This is a genomic window from Paraburkholderia sp. BR10954 (assembly GCF_040965775.1).
GTDB classification, from domain to species: Bacteria; Pseudomonadota; Gammaproteobacteria; order Burkholderiales; family Burkholderiaceae; genus Paraburkholderia; species Paraburkholderia youngii.
In genome coordinates this window covers 21920-34425 of record NZ_JBFRCK010000012.1, presented here as the reverse complement: position 1 = coordinate 34425, position 12506 = coordinate 21920, and the positions used below count along the sequence as shown (strand labels likewise).

The following is a 12506-nucleotide window of genomic DNA, read 5'->3' as shown; positions in this document are numbered from 1 at the left end:
AACGCTGTCATCAGAACGGCGTTGATTCCAATATAAATGGAGTGAGTCCCCATGAGATCTTCCCGTCGTACGTTTTTGATCACCAGCATCGGTGTGGCATCGACACTCGCACTGTCGCGCCAGGCGTTCGCCGACGCGCCGAAAGTCTCCGAAACCGATCCGACCGCGCAGGCGCTTGGCTACAAGGCGGACGCGAGCAAGGTCGACAAGGCGAAATTCGCCAAATTCCAGCCAGGCCAGCAATGCAGCAACTGCAGCTTCTTCCAGGGCAAGGCGGGCGATGCCTACGGCGGCTGCCCGATGTTCGCGGGCAAACAGGTCGCTGCCACCGGCTGGTGCAGCGCTTATAACAAGAAGGCCTGATCGAGCCTGCGTGTGATGTGCTAGCAGGGCTTTGCGCGGGATGCGCGGCGACATCGCGGCGCATCCCGCGACTGCGTGCATCGTGGCGTTTTGCGCCAGATGCGGATTGCAGCCGGCCGCTGGATTTTTTAGCGCCGCGCTTTCATCAATGGTGGGCGCCTGTCGAACCACGGCCGTGCCGCCTCGAGTTGCGCGGCGAGTCTGAACAGCGTCGCCTCACCGCCGACACGCGCGGCGAACTGCACGCCGATCGGCAGCCCGCGCGCGTTCCAGTACAAGGGCACCGACATCGCCGGCTGGCCACTCAGATTGAACAGCTCCGTGCAGCCGGCCCACGCGAATGCCTTGTTCGAGGCTTCGAACAGCAGTCTCTTCATCAATCGTTCCAGCGGCATCGTGGTGACCGCGCGCATCTGCATGCGCTCGACGGAACTCGGCCGCATCTCGCCGATCTTGATCGGCGCGGACGCGAGCGTCGCGCACAACAGCACGTCATAGCGGTTCAGCAGATCGGTCAGACGCGCGGTGATGCGGCGCTGTTCGTCGAGCGCGGCCGGCAAACCCTGCTCGCCGATCTTGCGGCCGACGTGCGCCATCGCCCACGTCGAAATTTCGAACTCGCCGCGCGTCGGCCTGTGGCCGGTGATGCGCTCCGCGTTCAGCACGAGGTCTTCGGCGGTCACCGACCACAGCGTCAAGAACGCATGACGGACCGCCGCGAAATCGACGCCGAGCGACACCGGCTCCAGACGATGTCCGAGTGAGCTCGCGAGTTGCGCGGCGTCGTCGAGCGCGGCGCGCGCATCGGCCGATAACGACGGCGCGAGCATCGGCTCGGTCACGTAGGCGATCGTCAGCGGCTTGCATGGCTCGCGGGTTGCGCCGAGAAAGGTGCCGGGCGCGCCGGCCGGCCGCTCGGCGTTGCCCGCCAGCAGGTCGAGCAGCAATGCGCTGTCGCGCACGCTGCGCGAGACGGCGTGATCGATGCCGAGTTCGCCGGCACTGGCCTGCGCCGCGCGCGGCACGCGACCGCGCGACGGTTTCAGGCCGAACAGTCCGCAGCATGACGCCGGAATTCTGATCGAGCCGCCGCCGTCCGACGCATGCGCGAGCGGCACCACGCCGGCGGCGACCGCCGCCGCCGCGCCGCCGCTCGAACCGCCCGGCGTGTGATCGAGATTCCACGGATTGCGGCACGCGCCGAATAGTTCGGGCTCCGTATAAGGCATCTGGCCGAGCTCGGAGGTGCTGGTCTTCGCGAAGATGTTCAGACCCGCCGCTTTCGCGAGCGCGACGACCGGCGCGTCCTGCGTCGGAATGAAGTGGCGGTAGTGGCGGCTGCCCATGGCCATGCGCAGTCCCGCCACGGGCGCGCCGAGATCCTTGATCAGGAACGGCACGCCGGCGAGCGCGGCGTGGGCGGAGGAGTTGTCCGTTCCGTTCACGCCGTCGGCGCTATTCGCGCGATTTGCGTCGTCGCGCGACGCGCGCTGGCGGGCCGCATCGTAGTCCTTCAGAACGACTGCGTTGATCGCGGGATTGACGGCCTCGGTGCGCGAGATCGCGACGTCGATCAGTTCGCGCGCGCTAACCTGGCGCGTGCGCACGAGTTCGGCGAGGCCGATGGCGTCATGAGCGAGATAGTCTGATAGCACGTCGTTTGAGCCCTCGCGGTCGGTTGGCATGCTGCGTCGAATTCGCGGCCGGCCATGCACGCGCGACGGCGTCGTTTCGCTCGATTTTCGCGTTGCTCCGCTCGGGCGTCGCGCATGTGAAAGACGGCGTGTCGGCCGACACGCCGTCTTTCACAGAGTACCTGAGTTGAGCGCCGACGTGACTGATGTGAATTCGAATGCTCACTTCAAATGCGCGAGCTGGCGATCACATCAGTGACGCGGCGGGTCCGGCTAATTGCCGGAACCGCGAATTACATCCGCTCGCCGAGGAACGTCAGCGTGCGGCCATGCGCCAACGCCGACGCGTGCTGGTTGTACGACGCACGATCCGAGCAGTTGAAGCCATGATCCGCGTTCGGGTAGATGTTGAATTGCACGTCGGCACGACCCGCGAAACGCTCCTGAATCTGGCCGATGTCCGACGGCAGAATATGCGCGTCAAGCTCGCCGTAGTGGAACTGCATCGGCACCTTGACGTTCGCGGCCTTGTCGAGATGGTTGTGGATGCCGCCGCCGTAGTAGGCGACTGCGGCGTCGACCGAACCGGCCGCTGCGGCCAGATAGGCGAGACGGCCGCCGAAGCAGTAGCCGATCGCCGCGACCTTGCCGGTCACTTCCGGCAGCGCGCGCAAGGCGGCCGCGGCGGCGCCGATGTCGGCGACCGCGTCGTCGACCTTGGTCTTCTGCATCAGCTCGATGCCCTTTTCGCGATCCTTGCCCTCATACGTTAACTCGACGCGCGGCTGCACGCGCCAGAACACGTCCGGGGCGAGCGCGACATAGCCGTCCTGCGCGTACTGATCGGCGACCGAGCGGATATGGCTGTTCACGCCGAAGATTTCCTGAATGATGATGACGGCCGGTCCCTTGCCGCCCTTCGGCAGCGCGAGATAGCCGCCGAAAGTGTCGTTGCCGGCCGGAATGTCGATCCATCGGGAAGTCGTGCTCATGCTGTTCTCCATTGACTCGCGCGAACGCCGCGCGAGGTCGGTGTGTACGAAACGCTCAAGGCCACGCGGCCCTGCAACGGGCGGTTAGTTTGCCATCAAAAGAACCTGCTTGCAGCGAGGCGGGACGGGGCCTCGCGGCCAATGCGGCGCGCTTCGATTCTCGTAAGGCGATTGAAACAATCTCGATTATTCATTTCTCCGCGATGGCGCGGACGGGTACAGTCAGCGCGTAATGGCTCGCGCGTGTCGGCGCATCTCGCGACATCTTGGCGAGCGCATGGATGAGCACATCGACGGCTTTGCGCCGGAAAGGAAACGAACATGAACGAAGGCAGTTTTGTGACGCCGTTTGCCGAGCGCTTCCAGCTGCGGGTACCCGTCGTGCAGGCGCCGATGGCCGGCGGCGCGACAACGCCGGCGCTCGTCGCGGCGGTGTCGAATGCGGGCGGGCTTGGTTTTCTCGCGGGCGCGGCGCTCGCTCCCGAGAAGATCGCGAGCGAGGTCGCGGCGATTCGCGCGCTGACCGATCGCCCGTTCGGCGTGAATCTGTTCGTGCTCGAACCCGTCTCGCCCGATGAAGCGACCGTGCGTCGCGCGCTCGACGCGATCGATCCGCTGCGTGCCGAGCTCGGTTTGCCGCCGGGCCAGCCGCTCGCACACTATGCGCCTGACTTTCGCGCGCAACTGGAGGCGCTGATCGACTTGCGTGTGCCGGTCGCCGGCTTCACGTTCGGACTGCTTTGGGCGGCCGACGTCGAGCGTTTGCATGCGGGCGGCAGCTATGTAGTTGGGACTGCGACGCATGTTGCCGAGGGCATCGCGTGGCGCGATGCGGGTGCCGATGCGATCGTCGCGCAAGGCGCGGAGGCAGGTGCGCATCGCGGCACGTTCATCGGCGCATTCGAAGATGCGCTGGTCGGCACGATGGCGCTCGTGCCGCAACTGGTCGACGCAGCCGGGCTGCCGGCGCTCGCGGCCGGCGGCATCATGGACGGTCGCGGCATCGTCGCGGCACTCGCGCTAGGCGCGCAAGCCGCGGTGATGGGCACCGCATTTCTGACCACCCGCGAGAGCGCGATTCCCGAGGTATGGAAAACCCGCGTGCGCGGCACGTCCGATACGTCGACCACGGTGACGCGCGCGATCACGGGCCGTCACGCGCGCGGCATCCGCAATCCGTTGATGCAACGTTTGCGCGAATCGGCGGAAAGCATCGCGCCGTATCCGGTGCAAAACGCGTTGACGCAGGAGCTGCGGCAACACGCGGCGCGCGCGCAGAACGGCGACTACCTGTCGCTGTGGGCGGGGCAGGGTGCGCCGCTCGGGCGCACGCGCGCCGAAGCAATCGGCGCGGCTGAACTGATGGCGCAGCTCGAGCAGGAATGGCGGGCGGCCTCTGCGCGAGTCGCCGGGTTCATGCGTTGATTGCGTGGTCGATTTAAGGTTGATTTAAGTTTTTTACCGCTGTCGCATTCCTGTGCGGCACGCCACATTTTCGAGTTGAAAAACCCTTCGAATCTTATGTGACAGAAGCCGGAAAAAGACTAAATCAGCGCCCGCGGAGAAACTTCCCAATTAGCGGAAACCCGCATGGGACGGGGCTTTCCGGCTCGCTCGCCCAAGCCGCGAGCGGCTCGCGCAGGAACTGCGCTATTAGTGTTGTTCCCACTTTCTCAAAAAACTCCCGCAAATTAATTTGTTGGCCTACACTTGCGCGCAAGTACGGTTTGCCAACTGTCATAAACAGTCCGGTAAACGTACTGGCCAAGTGCATGAACGATGCAACCGGCGTGGTCGTCCACGGGACTGAGCGACACGTGTAGGGGAAGCGGGGCACAGGGCGATTACGTTGTTTTGACCGAAACTGGAGACTTACATGAGCATCAAAATTCAAAAGCTGTTGCCGATCAGCGCTGCCGCTCTGCTGTTCGCGACGTTGGCAACATCGGCCGCGGCCGACACGGTCATCAAGATCGGTCACGTTGCGCCGTTGACTGGCGGTATCGCTCACCTGGGTAAGGACAACGAGAACGGCGCGCGCCTGGCCGTTGAGGAAATCAACGCGAAGGGTCTGACGATCGGCGGCCAGAAGGTCACGCTGCAACTCGACGCGCAAGACGACGCGGCTGACCCCCGCACGGCTACGCAGGTTGCGCAGAAGCTCGTCGACGACAAGGTCGTCGCCGTGGTCGGCCACCTGAACTCGGGCACCTCGATCCCGGCATCGAAGATCTATAGCGATTCGGGCATCGTGCAGATCTCGCCGTCGGCAACGAACCCGGCCTACACTCAGCAAGGCTTCAAGACGACCTACCGCGTCGTCGCGACCGACGCTCAGCAAGGCCCGGCACTCGCGAACTACGCGGCGAAGGGCATGAAGGTGAAGAGCGTCGCGATCGTCGACGACTCGACCGCTTACGGGCAGGGTCTCGCGAACGAGTTCGAGAAGACGGCGAAGGCGCTCGGTCTGAACGTCGTGTCGCACGACGCGACGAACGACAAGGCCGTCGACTTCCGCGCGATTCTGACCAAGATCAAGGGTGAAAACCCCGACGCGATCATGTACGGCGGCATGGACGCAACCGGCGGCCCGTTCGCCAAGCAGGCAAAGCAGCTCGGCCTGCGCGCGAAGGTGCTGGCAGGTGACGGCGTGTGTACCGACAAGCTGTCGGACCTGGCCGGCGACGCAACCGACAACATCGTCTGCTCGGAAGCCGGCATGGCGCTCGAAAAGATGGCAGGCGGCAAGGCGTTCGAAACGAAGTACGAAAAGCGCTTCGGCCAGCCGATCCAGATTTACGCGCCGTTCACGTATGACGCTGTGTACATCATCGTCGACGCGATGAAGCGCGCCAACTCGACCGAACCGGCGAAGATCCTGGCGGCGATGCCGGCGACCGACTACAAGGGCGTGATCGGCGAAACGACGTTCGACTCGAAGGGCGACCTGCAGCACGGCGTGATCTCGCTGTACAACTACAAGCAAGGCAAGAAGACGCTGCTCGACGTCGTGAAGATGTAAATTCGGTGTGATCGAAGGCGGCGTCGCGCCGCACTTCGATTCGCAGCTTGAGAGGCACGTGGGCCGCGAGGCTTGCGTGCCTTTTCTTTTGTTCATCGCTTCTGTCAGATCTTCAAACGCCGCAGCACCTTCGGCCCGGCGAAGGCGATCATCGCGGCGCACACCGCGACGACCGACAGTCCGATCGTCAGATTGGTCACCTGCGCGACGGCGCCGATGATCACCGGTCCAAGCAGCAAGCCGAAATAGGCCAGCCCCGCGACGTGCGCGAGCCCTTCGGCCGCGTGGATGCCCTTCACGCTCGCCGCCGCCGCGAACAGCACCGGCATCATGTTCGCGAGGCCCAAGCCGATCAGCGCAAAGCCGGCGAGCGCTGCCACCGGATTCGGCAGCAGCAGCGCGTCGACCATCCCGGCGCAGGCCAGCGCCGCGCTGATCATCACGAGCTGGGGTGCGCCGAAGCGGGCGCGCACCGCGTCGCCGGCAAAACGCGCGACTGCCATGCCGCCGGAAAACGCCGCGTAGGCGGCGCTGGCGAGCGCGGGCGTCGAGAGCACGACATCGCGCATATAGACCGTGGCCCAGTCGTACATCGCGCCTTCGGCGATCAGCGCGACCAGCGCCATCGTGCCGAGCGCCCACAGCGCCGGCGAGCGCCAGCGGCTCGTGCGCGGCGTCGCGGCATCGGGATGCTCGGCGTGCGGCACGTGCGGCAGGACCGACGGGCAGGCGAGCACCAGCACGAGCGCGCTGGTCGCCGCGGCGAGCGCGAGATGCAGGGCCGGCGCCATGCCGCGCGACAGCAGCGCCCCACCGACCGCCGCGCCGAACATGGCGCCAAGGCTGAACATGCCGTGCAGCGACGACATGATCGGTTTGCCGAGCGCCTTTTCGACGGCGCTCGCTTCGGCGTTCATCGCGACGTCGAGCGTGGCCATGCCGGCGCCGAAGACGGCCAGCACGACCAGCAGAATCCAGTACGCGGGCACGGCCAGAATCAGCGCCGCGCAGGCGGCCATCGCGAGGCCGCCGGCCAGGCAGGCGCGGCGCGTGCCGACCCGCGCGATCCACGACGCATTGGTCACCATCGCGCCGATCGATCCGCCCGCCACCGCGAACAACGCGAACGACAGCATCGCCGGATTGAGATGGAAGCGATCGCGCACCGTCGGCACGTGCACGCCCCACGACGCGTACATCATGCCGGCGATGAAAAACAGCGCCATCGTGGCGATCCGTGCGCGTTGCCGTGCGGTGACGGACAAGTTGCGATGGGCGGCGGGGAGGACGGCGAATTCGGAGGCGTGGTGATCGGGCACGGAGGTCTCGAGGCGGAGGGCGCGAGAAAGCGCATTGAAAGCGGATCTCCGATTTTATCGAAGCGTGGTGGCTAACGCTTGGAGCCGTGGGACCGGACGCATACGATTGATGGGCTGGAGATGCAACGAAGCGGGATTGCTGGATGCCATGCTTTGGTGCGCCGCTGTTGCTTTTTGCATTGCTGCGCGTGACGGCTTTTGTGCCGCTCACCGCTCTCCCGTTCATTCCAAATTCACCCGAGGAACGCTCAGTTGAACATTCCCGCTCACGCTCCGCTGCATATGCTGCACACGGCTGCGGTCGGCACGCTTGCCACGCACGCTCGCCAGCCCGAGGGTTTTCCGTATCCGTCGGTGCTGCCGTTCGCGCCGGACGCACGGCATCGTCCGACGATCCTCGTGAGCCGACTCGCGGAGCACACGCACAACCTGCACGCCGATCCGCGCGCCGGTTTTCTGGCCGTCGACGCACCCGATGGCGACGTGCTGGGCAGCCAGCGCGTCACGCTGCTCGGCCGCTTCGAGCCGGTCGACTCGAACCCGGAACTGGTGCGGCGCTACTTGCGCTATCACCCGGACGCGGAGCGCTATCTGGCGTTGGGCGATTTCACGTTCTGGATCATGGAGATCGAGCGGCTGCGCTACATCGGCGGCTTCGGCGCGATGGGCTGGCTCGACGGCGCACAACTCGATCCGCTGCCACCGCTTGCCGCCAGCGACGAGGACGCGCTGATCGCGGAGTTCGGTCGCCGGCTTAGTGGCGCGGGCGGCGTCGAATTGCTGGGCGTCGACCGTTATGGCGCCGATCTGAAACGCAACGGTGTGCGCCGCCGCTTCGCATTCGATGACGCGCGGTCCGATACCGGAACATTGCACGCGGCGCTCGAAGTCTGCATCGAGCGGCATGCGGATTAAGTATTTATCGTTCGTCGGAAAAACAAGCGTGTGCCAGTCGCGACGAACGGACGCCTGTATCAAAAGTGCGTGCTTATCCGAGTCAAAGCTTTCATGCCGTGAAATGTTTGATGCGCAATAGACGGCTCAAGTCTCATTTTCTGATAGTTAAATCGGATCAATATGCAGACTGGGGAATTTTTTCAGCGACGTGCGAAATCACCTATTTGAAAGGCCGTAGTACGAGCCAGAAGCGACGCAGGAAACTTTTTGAAACGAATTTAAATTAATTTTTCCGGGTGCTTATCCAGCCTTTCTATTTTGTGTTAATCTCGCCATCAAATTCCGAGGCATGAAACCTTCAAAGGCGAGTCGGCAAAAGACCGGCGTCATTTATCCATACCACAAGGGAACCTATGTCTTCTTACAAGGAACTACTCGCGCAGCGCGAGAAGCTCGAAAAGCAGATTGAAGAAGCGAAGTCGCGCGAATACGCGGAAGTCTTGAATGAAATCAAGCAGAAAATGGCCGACTACGGCATTTCGCTGAGCGAACTCGGCGGCGGCCGCGCACCGAAGGGCGCTAAAGCGAGCCGGCCGCGCGCAGGCGTCGCGCCTAAATATCGTGATCCTGAAAGCGGCAGCACGTGGTCCGGTCGCGGCAAGCCGCCGCGCTGGATCGCCGGTCTTGATCGCGAAAAGTTTCTGATCCAGAAGTAATCGCGATGCGGCGGATGGTAACGGTTGCGTGCACGTAATGCGAATACTGGCGAGCCACCGCGTTTATAGCCTGCTGCAGAATCTCAAAAAGCCGCGCACCGTTCAGGGCGCGGTTTTGTCATTTGCGGCGCCGGGTTTCTGTCGCATGCACTTCAGGTAGCTGGAACGCGAATGCTTTTCGTTTAGATAAGCGACTGATTTAAAAAGGTTTTTTTCGCAGCCGTCCCTGCGCAGGCGAATCGTGGCGGGTACAATAGCAACAACTGACCTTTCCGCCTTTTCAGCATGCCGTCCGCCGCGATCGCCCAAACCGCCGAGAAACAACGCGTTGCACGCAAGAGTACCTTTGCGAGTATTGCGGTCAATACCGTATTGATGACGCTGCAAATCATCATCGGTACGATCGCGCACTCGCAGGCGCTGGTTGCCGACGGTGTCCATTCGCTCGCCGATCTCATTTCCGATTTTGTCGTGCTGATTGCCAATCGGCATAGCGGGGCTAAACCCGACGCCGATCACAATTACGGACATAGCCGTTATGAGACAGTGGCGTCGTTATTTCTCGGCGCGCTGCTGATCTCGGTCGGCGTCGGTATGTTGTGGCGCGCCGGTACGCGGCTCGCCGATCTGCAAAATATTCCCGCCGTGCATATGAGCGCGCTCGCGGTCGCGGCGCTCGTACTGGTCTCGAAGGAAGCGCTGTTTCGCTACATGCTGCACGAGGCGAACCGGGTGCGTTCCGCGATGCTGATCGCGAACGCATGGCACGCCCGCTCGGACGCGGCGTCGTCTCTGGTGGTGGGGATCGGCGTGGTCGGCAGTCTCGCCGGCCTGCGGTTGCTCGACCCGATCGCGGCGGCTATCGTCGGCTTCATGGTCGCGCGCATGGGCTGGACCTTCGGTTGGGACGCGTTGCAGGATCTGTCGGACCGTGCGCTCGACGAAACCGCCGCCGCCGACATGCGCGCGCTGCTGATGTCCACCCCGGGTGTGCGTGACGTGCACGAAATGCGCACGCGCAAGACGGGCGATTTCGCGCTCGTCGACGCGCATATCCTCGTCGATCCGATGATTTCGGTGTCGGAAGGCCATTACATCGCTGAGTCGGCGCGTCTGCGTGTGCTGACCGACAAGCGCGTGCTCGACGCGCTGATTCACGTTGACCCGGAAAACGACGCGCTCGCGCATCCCCCGGTCGATCTGCCGCCGCGGGAGCGCGTGACCGCCGAGGTCGACGAAGCGCTGGCTGCCGGTGGCTTGCGGGCCGCTGCGGTGAATCTTCACTACCTGAGCACCGGGCTCGACGTGGAGGTGGTGTTGCCGGCGGCGGGGTCTGCTGAAGGGCGTGCTGCGGAGGGTGCCGAAGTTGCTCGTTTGCTGGAGAGCGAGGCGCAGTCGCTCGGCCGCGTCGACCTGACGGCGCTCAAGCGTCGTCTCGGCGCACGCAAGCTCGACGTGCTGCTGCAACGGGATATCTCGGCCGCGCAAGGCTGCTCGGCGGCGGAGCTCAAGACCGGCACCGCTCCCGCCGGTCGGTCAACCGCCACCGAGCCTCACAACGCCAGCTGAGTTTGGTCAGTTTCGGACGCCCGAAACCGCGACCTTACATGCCGCCCACGGCGGCGGCATCCGTCACAACGGCAACTGCGTATCGAACTTGATTTCGCGTAGCACCACGCTCGTGCGCACCTGCGCGACGGCCGGAATCTTGAAAATGCGTTCGTGCAGGAAGCTGTCGTACGCCTTGATGTCGGGCGCGACGATCTTCAGGATGTAATCGGATTCACCCGTCGTGCTGTAGCACTCGGTCACTTCGGGGCAGGTAGCGATTTCCCGCTCGAACTGCTCGACGCCGCCTTCGGTGTGACGCGTCAGATGGATATGCGCGAGCGCGCACACGTGCAAGCCGAGCTTTTCGCGATCGAGCAGCGCCGTGTAGCGCTGGATCACGCCCGACTGTTCCATATCCTTGATGCGCCGCCAGCACGGCGTGCTCGACAACCCCACCTGGTCGGAGATTTCCTGCACGGAACGGCGTGCGTCGAGCTGCAGCAGGCGCAGGATCTTCTGTGAGAACGTATCGAGTGTCACCTGCGCCTCCGTTAGCGTCGCCGTATCAACGAATGGTAGAGGGCGCGAAAACGAAACGCAATGTAAAACGGCTCTCGCGAGCGAGATTGCCTAATTTACCGGGTCCGGAGCGGCGTTTTGCCCTGAGCCGTCCCCATCATCCTTGCCGTCCCCCGGCAGCTCGGGCTGACGCGCGCGCAAGTCCTTCAGCATGTTGCAAAAGAGGGCACCCTGCTCGATTGCGTCGTCGAGCGCGACGTGCGTGTGCGGATGCTCGTCGAACCAATGTTTCGGAAAGCGCGGCTTGATGTTCTTGCGGTACGGCAGGCCAGTCATCGCAAACGCGAGCGTCTTGATATCGAGCGCCGACCACGAGAACGGGCAGCGGCCGACGAAGCGCATCATGTACCAGAACATATAGGTGAAGTCGAAGCCAGCCGGCATCGCGACAAACACCGGCTTGCCCGGCAGCGCCTCGACCCAGTCGACATAGGCGCTGAGGGCGGCCTCGGGCTTCTGCAAGTCCTGACGGCAGGCCGCCCATGCTTCCGGCTGGGTCTTCCACCACGCTTCTTGCACTGGATGCGGCGCCGCGCCATCGAGTAGTTCGAGATTCGCCGAGAACGTCGCGATCAACTGCTTGTCCTCGGTGTATGCGGCGGATGCGAAGCTCAGCATCGAATGCGGGCCAGGGATCGGGCCGTCCGCTTCGACGTCGGTACTGACATAGATTTCGCTGCTCATGCGCCCACTCCGTCGGCGACATAGGGATTCGTGCGGCGCTCGGCGCCGAACGTCGAGGTCGGGCCGTGGCCCGGCACGAACGTGATGTCGTCGCCGAGCGGCCAGAGTTTGTCGCGGATCGAGCGGATCAGGTCCGCGTGGTTGCCGCGCGGGAAATCCGTGCGGCCGATCGAGCCGGCGAACAGCACGTCGCCGACCAGCGCAAGCCGGTGCGCCCGGCTGAAGAAGACCACGTGGCCCGGTGTGTGGCCGGGGCAGTGGTACACCTCGAAGGTTTCGTCGCCGAACTGCACGGTGTCGCCGTCTTGTAGCCAGCGGTCCGGCTCGAAGGCATCGGCCGCGGGGAAGCCGAAGCGCGTGCTTTGATCCGGCAGCTTGTCGAGCCAGAAGCGTTCGTCGGGATGGGGACCTTCGATCGGCACGCCGTAGTGGGTAGCGAGCGTCTTCGCGCCGGCGCAGTGATCGATGTGGCCATGTGTCAGCAAGACCTTCTCGACGGTCACATTCTGCCGCGCGACTTCGCGTTGGATCATGTCGAGGTCGCCGCCCGGATCGACGACGGCCGCGCGCCCGGTGGTCTCGCATACGAGTAGCGAGCAGTTCTGCTGGAACGGCGTGACGGGGATCAGGGTGACTTTCATGGCTGGAACGACGCGCTGGAAAAACGTTGATTGTACCGGCCTCGCGACAGTCTCCGTCGCCGACGCGACGGGCTTGCGCATGGCATTGTCGCGCCTGTCGCATGCCCA

12 protein-coding genes are annotated in these 12506 nt (G+C 64.1%); 6 read left to right on the top strand and 6 right to left on the bottom strand.

What is annotated here, in order from left to right:
- Positions 1–51: 51 nt before the first annotated feature.
- Entirely contained in the window at positions 52–363 is a 312-nt protein-coding gene (locus AB4Y34_RS18235) for a high-potential iron-sulfur protein (protein WP_176380697.1), read from the top strand.
- A gap of 128 nt (positions 364–491) precedes the next feature.
- Here AB4Y34_RS18235 and AB4Y34_RS18230 read toward each other — a convergent pair whose 3' ends face one another.
- Positions 492–2048 (bottom strand): amidase, encoded by a 1557-nt coding sequence (locus AB4Y34_RS18230; protein ID WP_217910395.1) that lies wholly within the window; start codon positions 2046–2048, stop codon positions 492–494.
- A gap of 242 nt (positions 2049–2290) precedes the next feature.
- A complete protein-coding gene (locus AB4Y34_RS18225; protein ID WP_013088117.1) occupies positions 2291–2989 on the bottom strand; it encodes a dienelactone hydrolase family protein in 699 nt (232 codons plus the stop codon).
- 321 nt (positions 2990–3310) lie between these two features.
- Between AB4Y34_RS18225 and AB4Y34_RS18220 the strand changes: the two genes are divergently transcribed.
- A complete protein-coding gene (locus tag AB4Y34_RS18220) occupies positions 3311–4414 on the top strand; it encodes an NAD(P)H-dependent flavin oxidoreductase (RefSeq protein WP_368716791.1) in 1104 nt (367 codons plus the stop codon).
- A gap of 451 nt (positions 4415–4865) precedes the next feature.
- Positions 4866–6011 (top strand): branched-chain amino acid ABC transporter substrate-binding protein, encoded by a 1146-nt coding sequence (locus AB4Y34_RS18215; protein ID WP_018436890.1) that lies wholly within the window; start codon positions 4866–4868, stop codon positions 6009–6011.
- Positions 6012–6115: 104 nt separating this feature from the next.
- Here the strand turns inward: AB4Y34_RS18215 and AB4Y34_RS18210 are convergent, their stop codons facing one another.
- Positions 6116–7330, bottom strand: a complete 1215-nt coding sequence (locus tag AB4Y34_RS18210; protein ID WP_368716790.1) for an MFS transporter — start codon at positions 7328–7330, stop codon at positions 6116–6118.
- A 252-nt stretch (positions 7331–7582) separates the two neighbouring features.
- Between AB4Y34_RS18210 and AB4Y34_RS18205 the strand changes: the two genes are divergently transcribed.
- From AB4Y34_RS18205 to AB4Y34_RS18195, 3 genes are all read left to right on the top strand, one after another.
- The gene (locus tag AB4Y34_RS18205) at positions 7583–8245 is read left to right on the top strand and encodes a HugZ family protein (RefSeq protein WP_368716789.1); all 663 of its coding nucleotides are present in this window, start codon (positions 7583–7585) and stop codon (positions 8243–8245) included.
- A 395-nt stretch (positions 8246–8640) separates the two neighbouring features.
- Positions 8641–8943, top strand: coding sequence for an H-NS family nucleoid-associated regulatory protein (locus tag AB4Y34_RS18200; RefSeq protein ID WP_008921239.1), 303 nt, complete (start codon positions 8641–8643; stop codon positions 8941–8943).
- 285 nt (positions 8944–9228) lie between these two features.
- Positions 9229–10512, top strand: coding sequence for a cation diffusion facilitator family transporter (locus AB4Y34_RS18195; RefSeq protein WP_368716788.1), 1284 nt, complete (start codon positions 9229–9231; stop codon positions 10510–10512).
- A gap of 63 nt (positions 10513–10575) precedes the next feature.
- Here AB4Y34_RS18195 and AB4Y34_RS18190 read toward each other — a convergent pair whose 3' ends face one another.
- From AB4Y34_RS18190 to AB4Y34_RS18180, 3 genes are all read right to left on the bottom strand, one after another.
- On the bottom strand, positions 10576–11034 hold the full coding sequence (locus tag AB4Y34_RS18190) for an Lrp/AsnC family transcriptional regulator (RefSeq protein ID WP_012431468.1): 459 nt from the start codon (positions 11032–11034) through the stop codon (positions 10576–10578).
- Between the two features lie 90 nt (positions 11035–11124).
- Complete coding sequence (locus AB4Y34_RS18185) at positions 11125–11757, bottom strand: exonuclease (RefSeq protein ID WP_176380703.1); 633 nt, start codon at positions 11755–11757, stop codon at positions 11125–11127.
- Positions 11754–12398, bottom strand: coding sequence for an MBL fold metallo-hydrolase (locus tag AB4Y34_RS18180; protein WP_176109768.1), 645 nt, complete (start codon positions 12396–12398; stop codon positions 11754–11756). Before AB4Y34_RS18180 ends, AB4Y34_RS18185 begins: the two co-directional genes overlap by 4 nt.
- Positions 12399–12506: the final 108 nt, after the last annotated feature.

Excerpts from the sequence above, each read along its gene's own strand:
- AB4Y34_RS18185 (WP_176380703.1), bottom strand. The coding sequence starts at position 11,757 with ATGAGCAGCGAAATCTATGTCAGTACCGACGTCGAAGCGGACGGCCCG.
- AB4Y34_RS18220 (WP_368716791.1), top strand. The coding sequence starts at position 3,311 with ATGAACGAAGGCAGTTTTGTGACGCCGTTTGCCGAGCGCTTCCAGCTG.
- AB4Y34_RS18215 (WP_018436890.1), top strand. The coding sequence starts at position 4,866 with ATGAGCATCAAAATTCAAAAGCTGTTGCCGATCAGCGCTGCCGCTCTG.
- AB4Y34_RS18235 (WP_176380697.1), top strand. The coding sequence starts at position 52 with ATGAGATCTTCCCGTCGTACGTTTTTGATCACCAGCATCGGTGTGGCA.
- AB4Y34_RS18230 (WP_217910395.1), bottom strand. The coding sequence starts at position 2,048 with ATGCCAACCGACCGCGAGGGCTCAAACGACGTGCTATCAGACTATCTC.
- AB4Y34_RS18200 (WP_008921239.1), top strand. The coding sequence starts at position 8,641 with ATGTCTTCTTACAAGGAACTACTCGCGCAGCGCGAGAAGCTCGAAAAG.
- AB4Y34_RS18195 (WP_368716788.1), top strand. The coding sequence starts at position 9,229 with ATGCCGTCCGCCGCGATCGCCCAAACCGCCGAGAAACAACGCGTTGCA.
- AB4Y34_RS18180 (WP_176109768.1), bottom strand. The coding sequence starts at position 12,398 with ATGAAAGTCACCCTGATCCCCGTCACGCCGTTCCAGCAGAACTGCTCG.
- AB4Y34_RS18225 (WP_013088117.1), bottom strand. The coding sequence starts at position 2,989 with ATGAGCACGACTTCCCGATGGATCGACATTCCGGCCGGCAACGACACT.